The sequence below is a fragment of the Streptococcus dysgalactiae subsp. dysgalactiae genome (assembly GCF_900459225.1).
Classification (GTDB): domain Bacteria; phylum Bacillota; class Bacilli; order Lactobacillales; family Streptococcaceae; genus Streptococcus; species Streptococcus dysgalactiae.
Genome location: NZ_UHFH01000003.1, coordinates 1136653 through 1157263, shown reverse-complemented (window position 1 = coordinate 1157263; position 20611 = coordinate 1136653). Strand labels below are relative to the sequence as shown.

The 20611-nt window shown below is 38.5% G+C and carries 22 protein-coding genes; 20 read left to right on the top strand and 2 right to left on the bottom strand.

Annotated features, from left to right (window positions below):
* The first annotated feature begins 52 nt into the window (after positions 1-52).
* The 15 genes from truB to DYD17_RS06030 all read left to right on the top strand — a co-directional run bounded on the left by truB (position 53) and on the right by DYD17_RS06030 (position 14788).
* Positions 53-937 carry a tRNA pseudouridine(55) synthase TruB gene (truB, locus tag DYD17_RS06100; RefSeq protein ID WP_003050967.1) on the top strand — a complete coding sequence of 295 codons (885 nt, stop codon included), beginning with the start codon at positions 53-55 and terminating at the stop codon, positions 935-937.
* 27 nt (positions 938-964) lie between these two features.
* The gene (locus DYD17_RS06095) at positions 965-1897 is read left to right on the top strand and encodes a bifunctional riboflavin kinase/FAD synthetase (protein ID WP_003050965.1); all 933 of its coding nucleotides are present in this window, start codon (positions 965-967) and stop codon (positions 1895-1897) included.
* 42 nt (positions 1898-1939) lie between these two features.
* A complete protein-coding gene (locus tag DYD17_RS06090; RefSeq protein WP_003050964.1) occupies positions 1940-2344 on the top strand; it encodes a Spx/MgsR family RNA polymerase-binding regulatory protein in 405 nt (134 codons plus the stop codon).
* 1 nt (position 2345) lies between these two features.
* Positions 2346-2624 carry a UPF0223 family protein gene (locus DYD17_RS06085; protein WP_003050962.1) on the top strand — a complete coding sequence of 93 codons (279 nt, stop codon included), beginning with the start codon at positions 2346-2348 and terminating at the stop codon, positions 2622-2624.
* Positions 2614-3393, top strand: a complete 780-nt coding sequence (locus DYD17_RS06080) for an inositol monophosphatase family protein (RefSeq protein ID WP_003050960.1) — start codon at positions 2614-2616, stop codon at positions 3391-3393. Before DYD17_RS06085 ends, DYD17_RS06080 begins: the two co-directional genes overlap by 11 nt.
* A gap of 18 nt (positions 3394-3411) precedes the next feature.
* A complete protein-coding gene (locus tag DYD17_RS06075) occupies positions 3412-4719 on the top strand; it encodes an RsmF rRNA methyltransferase first C-terminal domain-containing protein (protein ID WP_003050958.1) in 1308 nt (435 codons plus the stop codon).
* 139 nt (positions 4720-4858) lie between these two features.
* Positions 4859-5725: a phosphate ABC transporter substrate-binding protein PstS family protein gene (locus tag DYD17_RS06070; RefSeq protein WP_003050956.1), complete on the top strand. Its 867-nt coding sequence runs from the start codon at positions 4859-4861 to the stop codon at positions 5723-5725.
* Positions 5726-5735: 10 nt separating this feature from the next.
* On the top strand, positions 5736-6671 hold the full coding sequence (gene pstC / locus DYD17_RS06065) for a phosphate ABC transporter permease subunit PstC (RefSeq protein WP_003050954.1): 936 nt from the start codon (positions 5736-5738) through the stop codon (positions 6669-6671).
* On the top strand, positions 6661-7548 hold the full coding sequence (gene pstA, locus DYD17_RS06060; protein WP_003050952.1) for a phosphate ABC transporter permease PstA: 888 nt from the start codon (positions 6661-6663) through the stop codon (positions 7546-7548). Before pstC ends, pstA begins: the two co-directional genes overlap by 11 nt.
* A 15-nt stretch (positions 7549-7563) precedes the next feature.
* Positions 7564-8367: a phosphate ABC transporter ATP-binding protein PstB gene (gene pstB / locus DYD17_RS06055; RefSeq protein WP_003050950.1), complete on the top strand. Its 804-nt coding sequence runs from the start codon at positions 7564-7566 to the stop codon at positions 8365-8367.
* A gap of 12 nt (positions 8368-8379) precedes the next feature.
* Positions 8380-9138, top strand: coding sequence for a phosphate ABC transporter ATP-binding protein PstB (pstB, locus tag DYD17_RS06050; protein WP_003050947.1), 759 nt, complete (start codon positions 8380-8382; stop codon positions 9136-9138).
* A 77-nt stretch (positions 9139-9215) separates the two neighbouring features.
* Complete coding sequence (phoU, locus tag DYD17_RS06045) at positions 9216-9869, top strand: phosphate signaling complex protein PhoU (RefSeq protein WP_003050946.1); 654 nt, start codon at positions 9216-9218, stop codon at positions 9867-9869.
* Positions 9870-10068: 199 nt separating this feature from the next.
* Positions 10069-12606: a M1 family metallopeptidase gene (locus DYD17_RS06040; RefSeq protein WP_003050944.1), complete on the top strand. Its 2538-nt coding sequence runs from the start codon at positions 10069-10071 to the stop codon at positions 12604-12606.
* Between the two features lie 204 nt (positions 12607-12810).
* A complete protein-coding gene (locus tag DYD17_RS06035; protein WP_003050941.1) occupies positions 12811-13485 on the top strand; it encodes a response regulator transcription factor in 675 nt (224 codons plus the stop codon).
* Complete coding sequence (locus tag DYD17_RS06030) at positions 13478-14788, top strand: sensor histidine kinase (protein WP_115252901.1); 1311 nt, start codon at positions 13478-13480, stop codon at positions 14786-14788. Before DYD17_RS06035 ends, DYD17_RS06030 begins: the two co-directional genes overlap by 8 nt.
* A gap of 157 nt (positions 14789-14945) precedes the next feature.
* Here DYD17_RS06030 and rpsT read toward each other — a convergent pair whose 3' ends face one another.
* Together rpsT and coaA are read right to left on the bottom strand one after the other, a co-directional pair.
* Positions 14946-15194 (bottom strand): 30S ribosomal protein S20, encoded by a 249-nt coding sequence (rpsT, locus tag DYD17_RS06025; protein ID WP_009881183.1) that lies wholly within the window; start codon positions 15192-15194, stop codon positions 14946-14948.
* Between the two features lie 53 nt (positions 15195-15247).
* Positions 15248-16168 (bottom strand): type I pantothenate kinase, encoded by a 921-nt coding sequence (gene coaA / locus DYD17_RS06020; RefSeq protein ID WP_003050936.1) that lies wholly within the window; start codon positions 16166-16168, stop codon positions 15248-15250.
* 268 nt (positions 16169-16436) lie between these two features.
* Here coaA and DYD17_RS06015 point away from each other — a divergent pair, with 268 nt between their 5' ends.
* The 5 genes from DYD17_RS06015 to DYD17_RS05995 all read left to right on the top strand — a co-directional run bounded on the left by DYD17_RS06015 (position 16437) and on the right by DYD17_RS05995 (position 20500).
* On the top strand, positions 16437-17036 hold the full coding sequence (locus DYD17_RS06015; protein ID WP_037584951.1) for a class I SAM-dependent methyltransferase: 600 nt from the start codon (positions 16437-16439) through the stop codon (positions 17034-17036).
* Positions 17023-18300: a pyrimidine-nucleoside phosphorylase gene (locus DYD17_RS06010; RefSeq protein WP_003050932.1), complete on the top strand. Its 1278-nt coding sequence runs from the start codon at positions 17023-17025 to the stop codon at positions 18298-18300. Before DYD17_RS06015 ends, DYD17_RS06010 begins: the two co-directional genes overlap by 14 nt.
* A gap of 15 nt (positions 18301-18315) precedes the next feature.
* A complete protein-coding gene (gene deoC, locus DYD17_RS06005) occupies positions 18316-18978 on the top strand; it encodes a deoxyribose-phosphate aldolase (protein ID WP_115252900.1) in 663 nt (220 codons plus the stop codon).
* A complete protein-coding gene (locus DYD17_RS06000; RefSeq protein WP_003050928.1) occupies positions 18965-19354 on the top strand; it encodes a cytidine deaminase in 390 nt (129 codons plus the stop codon). Before deoC ends, DYD17_RS06000 begins: the two co-directional genes overlap by 14 nt.
* Positions 19355-19447: 93 nt before the next feature.
* Positions 19448-20500 carry a BMP family lipoprotein gene (locus DYD17_RS05995; RefSeq protein ID WP_003050926.1) on the top strand — a complete coding sequence of 351 codons (1053 nt, stop codon included), beginning with the start codon at positions 19448-19450 and terminating at the stop codon, positions 20498-20500.
* Positions 20501-20611 lie beyond the last annotated feature (111 nt).

Sequence of the window (20611 nt, the reverse complement as noted above, 5' to 3'; positions counted from 1 at the left end):
AAAGCGGTAGAATAGAATCAGTAACAATTACTAATTAGAGAGAAAAACAGACATGATAAATGGAATCATTAATTTAAAAAAAGAAGCCGGCATGACCTCTCATGACGCAGTTTTTAAATTACGAAAGTTATTACAAGAGAAAAAAATCGGACATGGAGGGACCTTAGATCCTGATGTGGTCGGTGTTCTACCAATTGCAGTTGGTAAGGCTACTCGTGTCATCGAATACATGACAGAAGCTGGTAAAGTTTATGAAGGGCAAGTTACTCTTGGTTACTCAACAACGACTGAGGATGCTAGTGGAGGGGTAGTTGCGAGGTCCTCTTTGCCAGCGACGCTAACAGAAGAACTCGTTGATCAAACGATGACGACTTTTCTTGGAAAAATCACACAGACCCCACCTATGTATTCAGCCGTAAAGGTTAATGGCCGTAAATTGTATGAGTATGCGCGTGCGGGTGAAAGTGTCGAACGTCCTAGAAGAGAAGTGACCATTTCCCAATTTGAACGCACCAGCTCTTTGAGTATTACTGAAGATGGTCTCTGCCGATTCTCTTTTAAAGTTGCTTGTAGCAAGGGGACTTACGTGCGGACCTTAGCAGTTGATTTAGGTCGAGCTCTAGGGGTAGAGAGTCATATGTCCTTCTTGCAGCGATCAGCTTCAGCAGGATTAACCCTGGAGACTGCCTATACTTTGGGAGAAATTGCTGAGTTATTGTCTCAGAATGACATGCGCTTTTTATTGCCGATTGAATACGGAGTCAATGACTTGCCTAGAATGGTGATTGACGAAAACAAGATGACGGAAATTTCATACGGCCGACGACTTGCCTTGCCTAGTCAGGAACCGTTATTAGCAGTTTTTCATGGCGAAAAATTAATTGCCATTTTAGAAAAACGTGATTCAGATTATAAACCACGAAAAGTTCTCATTTAAAACTATCAATATGTAGAATGGAAAATTATGGACATTGAATATATTAAAGGCTATCAAGATATTCATCAAGAAGAAAATACCGTATTAGTGTTGGGGTACTTTGATGGCTTACATCGAGGGCATAAGGCCTTATTTGATAAAGCACAAGAAATTGCAAGGGCGGAAAACTTAGCAGTCGTGACCTTAACGTTTAACGAATCTCCTAGATTAGCGTTTTCTCGATTTTCACCTGATTTGCTACTTCATATTACTTATCCAGAAAAACGGCATGAAAAATTTGCAGAGTACGGTGTTGATCGGCTGTATCTGATTGATTTCACGTCTGCTTTTTCAATGGTATCTTCGGATGATTTTATTGCCCATTACCTCAAACTTCTCAAAGCTAAACATATTGTTGTTGGGTTTGATTATAAATTTGGTCATAATCGTACGGATAGTGATTATTTAGCGCGAAACTTTGATGGTGATGTTTACATGATTCCAGAAGTCACCGAGGATCAGGAAAAGATTTCCTCAACACGGATTAGGAAATTAATCTTAGAAGGTGAAGTGGCAAAAGTGAATCACTTGTTAGGATATGAGCTATCTACTCGGGGAATGGTTGTACACGGTGACGCGCGCGGTCGAACCATTGGTTTTCCAACAGCTAATTTGGCTCCTATTGATAGGACCTACTTACCAGCTGATGGTGTTTATGTAACAGACGTACTTGTTAATGGGAAAAAATACCGTTCCATGACGAGTATTGGGAAAAATGTTACCTTTGGCGGAAAGGAGTTGCGTTTAGAAGCCAATATTTTCGGTTTTGAAGGAGATATTTACGGCGAATCCATCGAGATTATTTGGTTAGACAAGATTAGGGACATGGCTAAATTTGATGGCATTGAAGATTTAGTAGAGCGGTTAGAACTTGATAAAGAAACAGCATTAAATTGGAAAAAAGATAGCCAACTGATTTAATTTTTTGTATAATAAGGTAAGTAAATTTGACAGAGGAAAAATATGGTTACCTTATTTTTATCACCCAGTTGCACGAGTTGCCGTAAAGCAAGAGCGTGGCTAGTAAAACACGAAGTTGACTTTCAAGAACATAATATTATCACAAGTCCATTGAGCCGTGACGAACTCATGTCCATTCTTTCTTTTACAGAAAATGGGACGGAAGATATTATTTCCACGCGTTCAAAAGTCTTTCAAAAACTTGATATTGATGTGGAAGAACTGTCGATTTCAGATTTAATCGACTTAATTGCTAAAAACCCAAGCCTTCTTCGCCGTCCTATCATTATGGATAAAAAACGCATGCAAATCGGATTTAACGAAGACGAAATTAGAGCCTTTTTACCAAGAGATTACCGTAAACAGGAATTACGTCAAGCGACTATAAAAGCAGAGATTGAGGGATAATATGTCAGGTAATTATCATTATCCACTTGACTTGAGTTGGAGCACTGAAGAAATTTCCTCAGTGCTTCATTTTTTGACCAGAGTGGAATTAGCTTACGAGGACAAGATCAAGGCAGAAGACCTTTTAGAGAGTTACAAAGCCTATAAAGAGATTGTCAGAAGTAAAGCGCAAGAAAAACAAATCGACCGTGATTTCCAAAAAGCAAGTGGTTATTCCACTTATCAAGCGGTTAAAAAAGCAAGGGCTATAGAGAAAGGATTCTTTTCACTTGGAAACTAAATACGTATTTGCCAAGCAAATCATCAGAGAAGCTGGGCAATTTATCAAAAGTAAGATGACGCAACAGTTAGACATACAAGTGAAAACACAATCTGATGATTTGGTGACAAATGTGGATCAAGATACTCAACAATTCTTGATTGACCGTATCAAGTCGTCTTATCCTGATGATGCTATTTTAGCTGAAGAAAATGATGTCCGTCATCCAATTAATCAAGGAAATGTTTGGGTGATTGATCCCATTGATGGCACCGTTAATTTTATCGTACAAGGTTCACAGTTTGCTATCATGATTGCCTATTATGAAGAAGGTCAAGGCCAATTTGGTCTCATTTATGATGTTATGGCAGATCAATTGCTAGCTGGTGGAGGTAACTTTGATGTCACTTTAAACGGTGATAAATTGCCTGTCTACCAAGAAAGGCCTTTAGAATGTAGTTTAATTGGCTGCAATGCAGGGATGTTTGCTAGGAATGACAACAACCTTGCCAATCTGATTTCCCACACTCTAGGAGTAAGGGTCTATGGCGGGGCAGGTATTTGCATGGTCAAGGTAATGAAGCAGGAATTATTAGCCTATTTTTCAACCATTCAACCATGGGACTACGCAGCCGCAAAAGTTTTGGGTGAAAAGTTGGGGTATGTTCTTTTAGCCTTGAACGGTGAGGAACCTGACTTTAAATCGCGCCAAAAAATAATGTTTGTTCCAAAATGTCAGCTTACTAAGATTGAGTCCTTTTTAAAAACTGACTCATTTATCACAGAATAATAAATAGTAGTAAAAATGATGCCATTACCAAAAGAATTTATTGATACTTATCACTCTATCTTAGGCCATGAAACTCAAGCCTTTTTGGCTAGTTTTCAACAAGAAGCGGTAAATGCTTTTCGAGTTAATCCTTTAAAAAAACAGTCCAAATCCTTTGAAGACCCCATCCCCAATACACTATGGGGATATTATGGGAAAGTCTCTGGCAAGTCACCTGAACATGTTTCTGGTTTAGTTTATTCGCAAGAACCGGCTGCTCAAATGGTAGCCCAAGTAGCGGCTCCCAAAAAGGGTAGCCGTGTTTTAGACTTGGCAGCTGCACCAGGAGGAAAATCAACTCACTTACTTGCTTATTTAGATAACACCGGACTTCTGGTCAGCAATGAAATTTCTAAGAAGCGCAGTAAGATTTTGGTTGAGAATATTGAACGCTTTGGTGCACGAAATGTCATTGTAATGAACGAATCCGCAGATCGTCTTGCAAAGGTCTTTACGCAATACTTTGATATGATTGTTTTTGATGGTCCATGTTCTGGTGAGGGAATGTTTCGTAAAGACCCAGATGCCATTCAGTATTGGCATCAAGATTACCCTATAGAGTGTGCTTTCCTTCAAAAGTCCATCTTAGAAGATACCTTATCAATGTTGAAACCTGGCGGAGAGTTAATCTATGCCACCTGTACCTGGTCTCTTGAAGAAAACGAAGGGGTAGTCAAATGGTTATTAGAGACTTATGACTTTTTAGAATTGGTCGACATTCCCAAAATAAATGGTATGGTGGAAGGAATTGGTTTTTCAGAACCTGCGAGAATGTATCCGCATCGCTATAAAGGAGAAGGACAATTTGTTGCCAAGTTCAAGGATAAGCGTCCGCCTGAGTCTATACCAAAGCGTAAAGCGCCGAAAAGCAACTTGAACAAGGAACAATTACAACTTTGGAAAACTTTCGAAAAAGACCATTTAAACCTTGTGTTGTCGGGGATTTTACAAACCTTTGGTGATTACTTATATCTCCTACCAGATGGGCTTCCTGCCTTAGAGGGCTTAAAAATTGCTCGAAATGGTTTAGAACTGGGAGTCTTCAAGAAGAAACGGTTTGAACCTTCCTATGCTTTAGGATTAGCCCTTCATTCTAACGACGTGAAATCCTCCATTACGTTAACAGAGGATGACTTTAAGCACTATGTCTCTGGTCATACCATCAACTTACCTCAATCTTATCCAACGGGATGGTACCAGCTGCTTATCGATGGTAATGGATTAGGTTTTGCTAAAGTTGTCGATAAGACCGTTAAAAATCATTTCCCGAAAGGGCTTCGTTTTTAGCGAAAAAAATGAGATTAAAATGTTGCAAATTTAAATAAAAAAATCTTTCAAAGCATAGGTAGATATGTTACTATAAAGAATATGTGGAATTTAGTTTCTACATATATACCCTTTATTTTTACGAATAGGAAATACAATAATGAAAATGAAAAAGAAATTCTTTTTGTTAAGTCTTTTGGGCCTATCAACTCTCTTTTTATCTGCATGTTCTAGCTGGATTGATAAAGGTGAGTCGATAACTGCCGTAGGATCGACAGCGCTACAACCCTTAGTAGAAGCAGCAGCTGATGAATTTGGAAGCAGTAACCTAGGGAAATCAGTTAATGTTCAAGGAGGTGGCTCAGGTACAGGATTATCTCAAGTCCAATCAGGAGCTGTTCAAATTGGTAATAGTGATGTCTTTGCTGAAGAAAAAGATGGGATTGATGCTGATAAACTAGTCGATCATCAAGTTGCTGTTGCTGGTCTTGCTGTCATTACCAACTCTAAAGTTAAAGTTTCTAACCTTAGTAGCCAGCAGTTACAAAAGATTTTTTCAGGGGAATACACTAACTGGAAACAAGTTGGGGGGCAAGATCTTGAGATTTCAGTTATTAATCGTGCGGCGAGTTCTGGATCACGAGCAACCTTTGATAGTGTTATTATGAAAGGTGTCACTGCTAAACAAAGCCAAGAACAAGATTCCAACGGAATGGTTAAATCCATTGTTTCTCAGACACCAGGCGCTATTTCGTACCTCTCATTCGCCTATGTTGATTCCTCAGTGAAATCATTACAGTTAAATGGTTTTAAGGCGGATGCAAAAAATGTTGCGACAAATGATTGGCCAATCTGGTCTTACGAACACATGTATACTAAAGGTAAACCAACAGGATTGACCAAAGAATTTCTCGACTACATGTTATCAGATGAAGTCCAAAACAAAATAGTTACCCATATGGGCTATATTTCGACAACTGACATGAAGGTCATCAAAACACATGATGGCAAAGTCATGGATAAATAATGGGGGAATTATGAAAAATCAGGAATTGGCTAAAAAATTAGTTTCACCATCAAAGAATTCAAGGCTAGAAACTTTTGGCCGTACCATCACATTTTTGTGCTTGGCTTTGATTGTTTTTATCGTTGCAATGATTCTAATATTTGTTGCTCAGAAAGGTCTATCAACTTTCTTTGTGGACAAGATTAATTTTTTTGATTTCTTATTTGGGAAAGAATGGCAACCTAGTGTTAAAAATGCAGCTGGTGTTCCTTATCTTGGGGCGCTACCAATGATTACAGGGTCTTTTTTGGTCACTATTTTATCTGCCATTATTGCAACACCATTTGCCATTGGAGCAGCTGTCTTTATGACAGAAATTTCACCCAAATATGGCGCTAAGCTATTACAACCTGCAGTGGAACTTTTGGTAGGTATTCCTTCCGTGGTATATGGGTTTATTGGCTTACAAGTGATCGTTCCTTTTATGCGCTCTATCTTTGGTGGTACAGGTTTCGGGATTTTATCTGGGGTTTGTGTCTTATTTGTTATGATTTTACCAACTGTAACCTTTATGACAACAGATAGCTTGCGCGCTGTGCCTCGTCATTACCGTGAAGCATCGATGGCTATGGGAGCGACACGTTGGCAAACCATTTGGCGTGTTGTTCTTAATGCAGCTCGTCCAGGTATTTTTACTGCCATTATTTTTGGGATGGCGAGAGCTTTTGGTGAAGCCTTAGCCATTCAAATGGTTGTAGGTAACTCTGCTGTGATGCCAAGTTCACTAACGACACCAGCCGCAACCTTAACGTCTGTATTGACAATGGGTATTGGTAACACGGTTATGGGAACTGTTCAAAATAATGTCCTTTGGTCACTTGCTTTAGTCTTGTTATTAATGAGCCTAGCTTTCAATTCCCTTGTCAAATTAATCACGAAAGAGAGAAAGAGAAATTATGAACGCTAAAAAAGTCGATAAATTAGCGACGGGTACCCTCTATACCATTGCTGGAATTATTGTAGCTATTTTGGCTTCGTTAATTCTGTATATTCTTGTCCGTGGCTTGCCACAAATCAGCTGGTCCTTTTTAACAGGAAAATCGTCTTCGTACGAAGCTGGTGGGGGAATTGGTATTCAGTTGTATAATTCCTTCTTCCTATTGATTGTTACCTTGATTATTTCTATTCCTCTTTCAACTGGAGCGGGGATTTACTTGGCTGAATATGCCAAGAAAGGACCTGTTACCAACTTTATTAGAACCTGTATTGAGATTCTGTCTTCTCTGCCATCTGTGGTTGTTGGGCTCTTTGGTTACTTGATTTTCGTTGTGCAGTTTGAATATGGCTTTTCTATTATTTCAGGGGCTCTGGCTTTGACGGTCTTTAATCTTCCTCAAATGACCCGTAACGTTGAAGATAGTTTACTTCATGTACACCACACACAACGTGAAGCAGGATTAGCTTTAGGGCTATCACGCTGGGAAACAGTATTCCATGTGGTTATCCCAGAGGCATTACCAGGAATTGTAACTGGTATTGTCTTGGCTTCTGGCCGTATTTTTGGTGAGGCGGCAGCTCTCATTTACACTGCAGGTCAATCAGCACCTGCCCTTGATTGGTCAAATTGGAACCCGCTTAGTGTCACTAGCCCAATCTCTATCTTCCGTCAATCGGAAACCCTAGCTGTTCATATTTGGAAAGTTAACAGCGAAGGAACAATCCCTGACGCCACACTTGTGTCCGCAGGAAGTGCAGCAGTACTGTTAGTGTTTATTCTTTTGTTTAACCTTTCAGCTCGCTTTATTGGGAAGAAACTTCATTCTAAAATGACAGCAGCGAAATAAGATATTGGAGAAATCATGACAGAATATAATTGGAATGAACGTCATATCATTACCTTCCCTGAAGAAACGATTGCTCTAGCTACCAAGGATTTACATGTCTACTATGGTGCGAAGGAAGCTATCAAAGGGATTGATATGCAGTTTGAAAAAAATAAAATTACCGCCTTGATTGGTCCGTCTGGATGTGGCAAATCAACTTATCTTCGCAGTCTTAACCGTATGAATGATACCATTGATATTGCCAAGGTTACAGGTGAAATCCTTTATCAAGGAATTGATGTTAACCGTCAAGACATGAATGTCTACGAAATTCGGAAGCATTTGGGAATGGTTTTCCAAAGACCTAATCCTTTTGCAAAATCTATTTATAAAAACATTACCTTTGCTCATGAAAGAGCTGGTGTTAAAGACAAGAAAGTTTTAGACGAGATTGTAGAGACATCTCTTAAGCAAGCAGCTCTTTGGGATCAGGTAAAGGATGACCTTCACAAATCAGCTTTCACTTTATCAGGAGGTCAGCAACAGCGCTTGTGTATTGCGAGAGCTATCTCTGTGAAACCTGATATTCTATTAATGGATGAACCGGCATCAGCCTTGGATCCAATTGCAACGATGCAACTGGAAGAAACCATGTTTGAATTGAAGAAGAATTATACGATTATTATTGTGACACATAACATGCAGCAAGCCGCTCGTGCTAGTGACTACACTGCCTTCTTCTATTTGGGGGACCTCATTGAATACGATAAGACACGTAATATTTTCCAAAATGCTAAGTGTCAGTCAACAAACGACTATGTTTCTGGGCACTTTGGTTAGAAAGGGGACATGATGACAGAACCTATTTTACAAATCAGAGACCTTTCTGTTTACTATAACCAAAAGAAAACATTAAAAGATGTCTCTTTAGATTTTTATCCGAATGAAATAACAGCTTTAATTGGACCTTCTGGATCTGGAAAAACCACTCTCTTGAGGTCTATCAATCGTATGAATGATTTGAACCCCGAAGTGACGATTACTGGGTCGATCGTTTATAATGGACACAATATTTATAGTCCAAGAACAGATACTGTCAATTTACGAAAAGAAATTGGAATGGTTTTCCAACAACCGAATCCATTTCCAATGTCTATTTATGAAAATGTTGTTTATGGATTGCGCTTAAAAGGTGTTAAGGACAAGGCAACTTTAGATTACGCCGTTGAAAGTTCTCTTAAAGGGGCTTCGATTTGGGATGAAGTAAAAGACCGTCTACACGATTCTGCGGTCGGCCTCTCAGGAGGTCAGCAACAGCGCGTCTGTGTTGCGAGGGTGCTTGCAACAAGTCCTAAAATCATTCTTTTAGATGAACCTACCTCAGCTCTCGATCCAATTTCAGCTGGTAAAATCGAAGAAACTCTTTTCTCATTGAAAAAAGATTATACCATGGTTATCGTTACCCGCTCCATGCAACAGGCATCACGTTTATCAGATCGAACAGGTTTCTTTTTAGAAGGTGATTTGCTAGAATTTGGCCCTACAAAAGCTATGTTCATGAACCCTAAACGTAAAGAAACTGAAGATTACATCTCTGGTAAATTTGGCTAATCATCACTAGTAGATGGTTGTGTCAAACACCTGTTAGCCCTATAGCAATGATCAAGAAATCATAGAAAGTTAAACCGATGTTAAGAACGAAATTTGAAGAAGAATTAGACAAATTACACAATCAATTTTACTCGATGGGGACAGAAGTATTAGCCCAAATCAATAAAACGGTACGTGCTTTTGTAAGCCATGATCGTGAGTTGGCTAAGGAAGTTATCGAAGAGGATGATACCATCAATGAATTTGAAACCAAATTGGAAAAGAAATCGCTTGAAATCATCGCTTTACAACAACCCGTTTCAAACGACCTTAGAACCGTCATCACTGTTTTGAAAGCCTCAAGTGATATTGAACGTATGGGGGATCATGCTTCATCGATTGCTAAGGCCACCATTCGTATGAAAGGTGAAGAGCGTATCCCAGTGGTTGAAGAACAAATCAATCTGATGGGTAAAGCCGTTAAACACATGGTTGAAGAAGCCTTGAACGCCTACATCAATGAGGACGATGCTAAGGCTTATGAAATTGCAGCTTCTGATGAAGTAATTGATAACTATTTCCGTGAAATCCAAGCTTTGGCAGTAGAGGAAATCCGTAAATCTCCAGACGCTGTTTTTGCAGGTAAAGAGTACTTCCAAGTTCTAATGTATTTGGAACGTATCGGGGATTATGCTCGTAATATTTGTGAGTGGGTTGTTTACCTCAAAACTGGAAAAATTATTGAATTATAAGAAAATATGCTATAATGGGACTGGGAAAAACTTGCCAGTCCCTAATTTTATACGAAATAGGCAAGTTAAATAGAATCAACAAAATAAACCAGCTTTTGCCAATCGTGATTTTGCTGGGTTAACAAGGAAAGAAGACAAAGGTGATATTTGATATCATCTCTTAGCCTACTATTCCTTGTTATTAGAATTAAGGAGTTATATGAAGACAGTAGAACATCTCATCGAGACATTTGTCCCTGAAAACTATAATATCTTTTTAGATATCAACCGTCAGACAAAAACATTTACAGGAAATGTTGCGATTAATGGTGAAGCTTTAGATAATCATGTGGCTTTCCACCAAAAAGATTTAGATATCAAGTCTATTTTACTCGATAACGAAGCTGTTGTTTATCAAGTAGATAACGACAATGAAGTTGTTCGTGTCGAATTGCCAGAGACGGGAATGATGACACTTGTTATTGAGTTTTCAGGTCATATCACAGATAATATGACAGGGATTTACCCGTCATATTACACTAAAGATGGTGTGAAAAAAGAAGTGATTTCAACTCAGTTTGAAAGTCACTTTGCACGTGAAGCCTTCCCATGTATTGATGAACCGCATGCAAAAGCGACCTTTGACTTAAGTTTGACCTTTGATCAAGAAGCTGGTGACATCGCCTTATCTAACATGCCAGAAATCAATGTCGATCGCCGTGAGGAAACTGGCCTTTGGACATTTGATACCACTCCGAGAATGTCATCTTACTTGCTAGCCTTTGCTCTAGGGAATCTTCATGGAAAGACTGTAAAGAGTAAAAGAGGAACTATTGTAGGTGCCTATGCCACTACAGCTCACCCCCTTAGTTCTCTTGATTTTTCATTAGACATTGCTGTAAGTGCTATTGATTTTTATGAAGATTATTTTGGTGTTCATTACCCTATTCCGCAATCACTTAATATTGCCCTTCCAGATTTCTCATCTGGTGCCATGGAAAACTGGGGCTTGATTACTTACCGCGAGATTTATTTGCTCGTTGATGATAACGCTACAGCTCAGAGTAGACAACAGGTGGCCCTTGTTGTCGCACATGAAATTGCTCACCAATGGTTTGGTAATTTAGTTACTATGAAGTGGTGGGATGACCTTTGGCTGAATGAAAGTTTTGCCAACATGATGGAATATGTGGCTATTGACGCTATTGAGCCATCTTGGAACATATTTGAAGATTTTCAAACAGCAGGCGTTCCATTAGCTTTGAAACGTGATGCCACTGATGGAGTGCAATCTGTCCATGTAGGCGTCAATCATCCAGACGAGATTAATACCTTGTTTGATCCTGCTATTGTTTACGCCAAAGGTAGCCGTCTCATGCACATGTTACGTCGCTGGATTGGGGATCGTGATTTTGCCGCGGGCTTACAACACTATTTTGACAAGCATCAGTACCGTAATACCGTTGGACGTGACCTGTGGGATGCCTTGTCGGACGCTTCAGGAAAAGATGTGGCTGCCTTTATGGACGCTTGGCTAGAACAACCAGGCTATCCTGTGTTAACTGCTCGTCTTGATAATGACCAACTGATTCTTAGCCAAAAACAATTCTTTATTGGTGAGGGTAAAGATCAAGGTCGCCTCTGGCCGATTCCACTCAACAGCAATTGGAAAGGCCTCCCTGAAACTCTAACAGAAGCTGAAGTCATCATTCCAAACTTTAGTCAATTAGCGGCTGAAAACCAAGGAGCACTAAGGTTCAATACAGAAAATACTGCTCATTATATCACGGATTACCAAGGAGCACTATTAGATGCCTTAGTAACCGATTTGTCTCATCTAGATAATACCTCTGCTCTTCAAGTTATTCAAGAGCGCCGACTATTGGCCGATAGTGGGTTGATTTCTTACGCAGAATTGGTAGACTTGGTTGCCCAATTAGACGCTCCTAAGTCTTACATGGTAGCTGAAGCTGTGCAACAAGTTGTCACTGGATTGAAACGCTTTGTAGATGAAAGAAGTTTGGCTGAGAAATCCTTTAACCGTCTTGTAACCTCTATTTATCAAGAAGATTTTTACCAGCATGGTTTTGAGAAAAAAGTAGACGAATCAGACCAAGATGAAATGACGCGTCAAGTTGCGTTAGGCCAGTTATGGCTAGCAGATAATCAAGCTGTTATTGATGGTGCCAAGGCTATTTTTGAAGCATACACCGATAATCTTGCAAGCATTCCAGCTGCTGTTCGCCGCTTGGTTCTAGCTAATCAGATGAAACATTTCGAGACTGAACAGTTAGTGGATACCTACTTCGACACTTACGTAGCGACAACTGATAATAACTTGCGTCATGATTTGACGGTTGCTTTAAGTAAAACCAGTCAGTCATCAACCTTAAAACGTATCTTGGTGAGTTTGAAAGACAAAGATATCATTAAACCTCAAGACTTATCATTCTGGTACAATGTACTACTGGGAGAATCTTTCACCCAAGAAACCATTTGGGAATGGGCGAGAGAAAATTGGGACTGGATTAAAGCCGCCCTTGGTGGAGACATGAGTTTTGATAAATTTGTCATCTACCCTGCAGGTAATTTTAAAACCCAAGAGCGTTTAGATGAATTTAAAGCCTTTTTTGAGCCTCAACTAGAGGATATGGCTATTAGTCGTAATATTGCGATGGGAATTAACGAGATTGAAGCACGCGTTGCTCTTATTGCTAAAGAAAAAGCAGCTGTTATAGAAGTTCTCAGTCATTATTAAAACCATAAAAAGAGTTGGAGAGTCTTATCCAGCTCTTTTCCCTTAATATAATCGTCATATCTTTAGATAGAATAGAAAAGATGGTGTTAATATTTAGTAAAAGTTAAGCTTTCTATGATATAGTCTCAATAGAAATGAAATAAAGTAAGAACGTCATAAACTGTTGTCATAGCTGCTTCAGTGACGTTGATAAGAGGTAGAAACATGCTCAAACTATTATTAGTAGAAGATGACTTAAGTTTATCCAATTCCATTTTCGATTTTTTGGATGATTTTGCTGATGTCACACAAGTTTTTGATGGAGATGAAGGCTTATATGAAGCCGAAAGTGGCATTTACGATTTGATTTTACTTGACCTTATGTTGCCAGAAAAAAATGGTTTTCAAGTCTTGAAAGAATTGCGAGAAAAAGATATTAAAATTCCAGTGTTGATCATGACAGCCAAAGAAAGCCTAGATGATAAGGGACATGGCTTTGAATTAGGAGCAGATGATTACCTCACTAAGCCTTTTTACCTGGAGGAACTCAAGATGCGAATTCAAGCCCTGTTAAAACGTACGGGGAAATTCACGGATAAAAATCTAGCCTTTGGGAACGTCGTAGTGGATTTAGGAAAAAAAGAAGTTCAAGTGGATGGCCAACCGATAGAACTATTAGGTAAAGAGTTTGATTTGTTGGTCTACCTTTTACAAAATCAGAATGTTATTTTACCTAAAACACAAATTTTTGATCGCTTATGGGGTTTTGATAGCGATACGACCATTTCAGTAGTTGAAGTTTACGTTTCTAAAATTAGAAAAAAACTGAAAGGTACAGATCTTGTGGACAAACTTCAGACATTAAGAAGTGTGGGGTATATTCTAAAAAGCCATGAATAAATTAAAAAAAGAAGTCCTCTCTGATCAATACACCCATTTTTTTCATTTTTTTGCGGTTTTTACAGGTATTTTTGTTGTGATGACCATCATTATTTTGCAGATTATGCGATTTGGTGTGTATTCTTCTGTCGATAGTAGTCTGATTTCTGTTAGTAATAATGCAAGCAGTTATGCCAATCGTACTATGGCTAGAATATCTTCTTTTTACTTTGATGCAGAAAATAATGTCATTAAACCTTTGCCTGATTCAGACAATTCAAAGTTAGTAGGAACACCGGCGGCAAATACAGATATTATCCTATTTAGTGCCAATGGCACAATTTTGAATTCCTTTGATGCTTTTTCCAATTATCAAAATTTTCATTTAGACAAGCGACAATTAGGGACGATTGTTACCACTAGCCTGATGAATTTTTACGGTCAAGAGGAGAAGTATCATACCATAACAGTAAGGGTTCATATTAGAAATTACCCAGCTGTGGCATATATGATGGCAGTTGTCAACGTTGAGCAGTTGGACAGTGCCAACGAACGCTACGAACAAATTATTATCATTGTGATGATTATCTTCTGGTTAATTTCTATTTTGGCAAGTATTTATTTGTCCAAGTGGAGTCGAAAGCCGATTTTGGAAAGTTACGAAAAACAAAAAATGTTTGTGGAAAATGCTAGTCATGAATTAAGAACCCCATTGGCTGTTTTGCAAAATCGCTTAGAGTCCCTTTTCCGGAAGCCTAATGAAACCATATTGGAAAATAGTGAACATTTGGCTTCGAGTCTAGATGAAGTTCGAAATATGCGTATTTTAACAACTAATCTCTTAAATTTAGCAAGACGTGACGATGGGATCAACCCCCAGTGGACTGACCTGGACGCTACCTTTTTTGATGCTGTTTTTGAGAATTATCAGCTAGTTGCTGAAGAAAATGGCAAGGTATTTCTTTTCGAAAATCAAGTTAACCGCACCTTGAAAATGGACAAGGCTCTTTTGAAGCAATTGATGACGATTTTATTTGATAATGCGATTAAATACACGGATAAAGAAGGCGTTGTTGACATTAAGGTCAAGACAACAGAGAAAAATCTCTTGATTTCAGTCATTGATAACGGTCCAGGAATTAAAGATGAGGAAAAGAAAAAGATTTTTGACCGTTTTTATCGCGTTGATAAAGCTAGAACCCGTCAGACTGGAGGCTTTGGCTTAGGCTTAGCCTTAGCTCAACAGATTGTGATATCACTCAAAGGAAGTATCAGCGTTAAGGATAACCTTCCTAAGGGTAGTATCTTTGAAGTCAAACTATAAACACAGTAAAAGGGCAGCCTATCTGGTTGCGCTTTTACTATGTTTAATTAAATCTTTACTTATTTAACGACTGAAGAAGTTGAAGAAGACGTCGAATAGCCTTCTTTTCATAAATCAAAAAGAAAAAACTCCTGTTGGAGTTTTCATTGGATATTTATTAGCCAAGTTTTGCAGCAAGACGTGCTTTATCGCGGCTTGCTTTGTTTTTGTGAATCAAACCTTTTGATTCGGCTTTGTCGATGCTTGAAGAAGCAGCGCGGAAAAGCTCTTCAGATGGGTTAGCTTCAAATGCTTTGATAGCAGTACGCATAGCTGATTTTTGTGCTGAGTTTTTTTCGTTTGCTTTAACGTTAAGTTCAGCGCGTTTAATAGCTGATTTAATATTTGCCAATGTTTTCACCTCCAAATTAATCTAACTACATTATTATATAGAAAATATATGTGTTTGGCAACCCTTTATCACTTTTTGAGGTAAATTTCATCAATTTTGTGATCGGCGGCTTTGTGTAAAATCAATTCTGCTCGATTTCGCGTCGGTTCAATGAATTTTTCAAGATTTTCTAAATTAACTGTTTTCCAAACATTGCGAGCAAAGGCTACAGCCTCATCCTGAGGAAGAGTGGTGTATTGAGCATAGTAACTGTTAGAATCTTGTTTTGCCATGTTCAAAATACTTAGAAAGCGTTCAATATACCAGTATTCTATATGGGCGCTATCAGCATCAATATAAATAGAAAAATCAAAATAATCACTCATATATAAGCGGTTATTTTGCTGGTTTTGGAAAACGTTTATACCCTCGACGATTAGAAAATCAGGACTGTCAACCGTTTGTTCCTGATCAGGGACAATATCATAAATATCATGAGAGTAAAGTGGTATGGTAGCTGATTGCCCACTTTTAATAGTATCCAAAAAATTCAACAACAGTTCCATATTGTAGGATTCTGGAAAGCCTTTACGATTGAGGATTCCTCGTTCAATCAGAACCTGATTAGGGTATAAAAAACCATCAGTAGTAACTAGTTCGACACGACTACTTGGGTGAGTACGTGAGAGAAGTAATTGTAACAGTCGGCTGGTTGTTGATTTACCAACAGCGACAGAGCCAGAAATTCCAATAATAAAGGGCCTCAATTGAATGTCTTTCTTTAGAAAGAGACTTTTAGAAAAGGAAAGGTTCTCTTGAGCAATTTTATAAATCTGAATTAAATTAATCAAAGGGAGATAAACATCAACCACATCTGTGATGTTAATATTATCATTTAGACTCGTAATACTTTTAAGTTCTTCTTGTGTCAATAAAGGTTTGGTTTTTTGGTGCAACATTTTCCAAGATTCTCTTGAAATCTTTTCAAAGTTGATAAATTCGTTTGACATACTAACTCCTAATCATTTGACAGTGCTTACATTATAACATTTCAAGGAAAAAAATGAAAAATTTTTCGTTTGAATTCGTGTGAAAATGTGTAGTATTTCGAGAAAAATATCGAACATTCCCTGGGTATTTTTCTGAAAATTAAAAAACGTGCAGTTAATGTTCGGTTTTACCGATTAATCACCTTGGGAACCTTTAAAAACAGGCGTCTTGTAAACCATTTCAAAGTGTGATAGAATGAAAAAGCATCTTAAAAAGATAGGAAAAACGATGACAAACATGTATTACGACGAGAACCCAGATAGTCTTCATGATATTCATGAATTGAATGTAACATTACTCGGTTTTCCGTTTACTTTCTTAACAGATTCTGGTGTTTTTTCAAAGAAAATGATTGATTTTGGCAGCCAAGTATTACTAAACACACTTCGTTTTAATAAAGGTGAGCGGATTTTAGACTTAGGTTGTGGTTATGGCCCTCTGGGAATAAGCCTAGCCAAAGTTCAAGACGTAGAAGCTACTTTGGTTGATATTAATAATCGAGCGATTGATTTGGCTAAAAAAAATGCACGTCAAAACCAAGTTAACGTTACTATTTTTCAGTCTAACATTTATGAAAACGTTAGGGGATCATTCAATCATATCATTAGTAACCCTCCTATTCGAGCGGGTAAGAAGGTTGTCCATGAGATCATTGAAAAAAGTATTGATTTTTTAGATGATCAGGGTGATTTAACCATTGTGATTCAAAAGAAACAAGGGGCACCTAGCGCCAAAGAAAAGATGGCAAATATTTTTGGCAATGTTGACATTATCAAAAAAGATAAAGGCTACTATATTCTAAGGAGTACAAAACATGAGAACAGTTGATTTAATTCAAAAAAAACGTGATGGAGGGGAACTGACCACAGAGGAAATCAATTGGTTAATTAAGGGATATGCTGATGGTACGATCCCAGATTACCAAATGGCTGCTTTTGCTATGGCAGTTTATTTCAAAGGAATGACAACCCGTGAGACACGAGATTTAACCATGAGTATGGTTGAGACTGGAGAACAGATTGACCTGTCAGCAATTGCTGGTATTAAAACAGATAAGCATTCCACAGGTGGGGTGGGCGATAAGGTAACCTTGATTTTAGCTCCGCTTGTAGCAAGTTTTGATGTTCCAGTTGCTAAAATGAGCGGTCGTGGCCTAGGTCATACTGGAGGAACCTTAGATAAACTTGAAGCCATTAAAGGTTTTCAAATTGACCGTAGTCAAGATGACTTTATTAAACAAGTGCAAGACATCGGCATCTCTGTTATAGGTCAATCCGATAAACTGGTTAAGGCGGATAAACTGTTATACGCTCTAAGAGATGTTACGGCAACCGTTGATATTATTCCTCTAATAGCAAGCTCAGTCATGAGTAAAAAAATTGCCGCCGGTGCGGATAGCATTCTCTTAGATGTTACTGTTGGGGATGGGGCTTTCATGAAGACCATAGAAGACGCAGAAAAGCTTTCCCGTCTAATGGTAGATTTAGGAAAAGAAGTTGGTCGTAAAACAGTTGCTGTCATTACTAATATGAGTCAGCCCCTAGGGCGAGCTATTGGCAACCGTCTTGAAGTTTTAGAAGCTTTAGAAATCATGCAAGGTAAGGGACGTGAGGATATCACCCATTTCATTTGTGAACTGGCTCAGATTATGTTACGTCTAGCAGGTGTTGATAAGTCACTAGAAGACATCAGAAAAAATCTGGTTGATGGAACAGCTTTAGCGAAATTTGAAGAAATGGTTACCTATCAAGGTGGTAATCTCAAAGACCTTTATAGAGAGTCAGCGTCACCTGTTCAAACAGAAGTGTTTGCTGATGAAGATGGCTATATCACAGAATTGCCAGCACTAGAATTTGGACTCTTTGCGATGAGATTAGGAGCTGGTCGAGCAGTAAAAACTGACCCATTGGATTATGAATCAGGGATTGTTTTTGATAAGAAAATTGGTGACCCTGTAAGCAAGGGAGACCGCATTGCTGTCATCTTTTCACAAGAAGTTTTACCGAAAAAAGTGCTTACAGAATTCGAAAAAAATGTTAAAATAGGTGCAGAACAATTTGAGCCTAAAGAGATCATTAAAATCATTTCCTAAGGAGGAATTATCACAATGAAAATTAATAAATACATCGACCATACGTTGCTAAAAGCAGATAGCGTTCAATCACAATTTGATCAATTGATTGATGAAGCAAAGACTTATGATTTTGCTAGTGTCTGTGTGAATCCATGTTGGGTTGCTTATGCTGCGGAAGCACTAAAAGATTCTGATGTTAAAGTTTGTACCGTTGTCGGTTTTCCTCTAGGAGCAACAACATCAGCAACTAAAGCTTTTGAAACAAAAGATGCAATTGCAAATGGCGCTGACGAAATTGACATGGTGATTAATATTGGTCTTTTGAAACAAGGCGATGATCAAGCTGTTGAAGATGATATACGAGCTGTTGTTGAAGCAAGTGGGGACAAACTTGTGAAAGTCATCATTGAAGCTTGCCTTCTAACAGATGAAGAGAAAGTTAGAGCATGCCAATTGGCTGTTAAAGCAGGCGTTGATTTTGTTAAAACATCCACAGGATTTTCAACTGGTGGAGCAACAATCTCAGATGTTAAATTGATGCGTCAAACAGTCGGTTCTGATATCGGCGTTAAGGCTGCTGGTGGTGCGCGTTCGTTAGAAGACGCTATGGCATTTATCGAAGCAGGTGCTACTCGTATTGGAACGTCTGCTGGCGTAACCATTATGAAAGGTGAAGTTGCAAATGGTGGCTACTGATTTAGTTTCTTTAGCTATTGATGCCAGTAAACACGCTTATGTTCCTTATTCCCACTTCCCTATTGGTGCAGCCTTAAAAACAAAAGATGGCACAATCTATACTGGTTGTAACATTGAAAATGCTAGTTTTGGATTAACCAATTGTGGTGAGCGGACAGCTATTTTTAAAGCTGTTTCTGACGGGCATAAAGAGCTGGCAGAAATTGCGATTTATGGTGAAACACAGGAACCTGTTTCTCCTTGCGGTGCTTGTCGACAAGTAATGGTTGAGTTCTTTGAACCAAGCTCTCTTGTTACCTTAATTGCCCAAAATGGTCAAACCCTTGAAACGACTGTTGGTGATTTACTTCCCTATTCATTTACAGATTTATCATAATCTGGCTTAATTCTTGTTATCTAGCCGTCTTGGCTTTATATTTACTTTCAGCAACCAGGTTGCTAGAAATATTTTTTAGGAGGGTTCATATTCATGAACAAGAAATTTATTGGTCTTGGTTTAGCTTCAGTAGCTTTACTAGGTTTAGCTGCTTGTGGTAACCGTGGTGCTTCTAAAGGTGGAGAAGCAGGGAAAACTGATTTAAAAGTTGCAATGGTTACTGATACTGGTGGTGTTGATGATAAATCATTCAACCAATCAGCTTGGGAAGGTTTACAAGCTTGGGGTAAAGAAATGGGCCTTAAAAAAGGTGCTGGTTTTGATTACTTCCAATCTACAAGTGAATCTGAGTATGCAACTAACCTTGATACAGCAATTTCAAGCGGCTACCAAGTTGTTTATGGTATCGGTTTTGCTTTGAAAGATGCTATTGCCAAAGCAGCTGGCGACAATGACGGTGTTCAATTCGTTATCATCGATGACGTAATTGAAGGTAAAGACAATGTTGCAAGTGTTACTTTCGCCGATCACGAAGCAGCTTACCTTGCAGGTATTGCAGCAGCAAAAACCACTAAAACTAAAACTGTTGGTTTTGTAGGTGGTATGGAAGGTACTGTTATTACTCGTTTTGAAAAAGGATTTGAAGCAGGTGTTAAATCTGTTGATGATTCCATCCAAATCAAAGTAGATTATGCTGGATCATTCGGTGATGCTGCTAAAGGTAAAACAATTGCAGCAGCTCAATACGCAGCAGGTGCAGATGTTATCTATCAAGTAGCAGGTGGAACTGGAGCAGGTGTCTTCAACGAAGCGAAAGCTGTTAACGAAAAACGTGACGAAGCTGATAAAGTTTGGGCAATCGGTGTTGACCGTGACCAAAAAGATGAAGGAAAATACACTTCTAAAGATGGTAAAGAAGCAAACTTTGTACTTGCATCATCAATCAAAGAAGTTGGTAAAGCTGTTCAGTTGATCAACAAACAAGTAGCAGATAAAAAATTCCCAGGTGGAAAAACAACTGTTTACGGTTTGAAAGATGGTGGTGTTGAAATCGCAACTACAAATGTTTCAAAAGAAGCTCTTAAAGCTATCGAAGAAGCGAAAGCAAAAATTAAATCTGGTGACATTAAAGTTCCTGAAAAATAATGTTTAAAAACAAGAAGCGCGACCTTTGTCGGTCGCCCTTTTTGGACTGAGATAACTTTTATCTCAGTAAAGCTTGTGACAAATGACAAGCTTTACTGAAATAGAAGATTG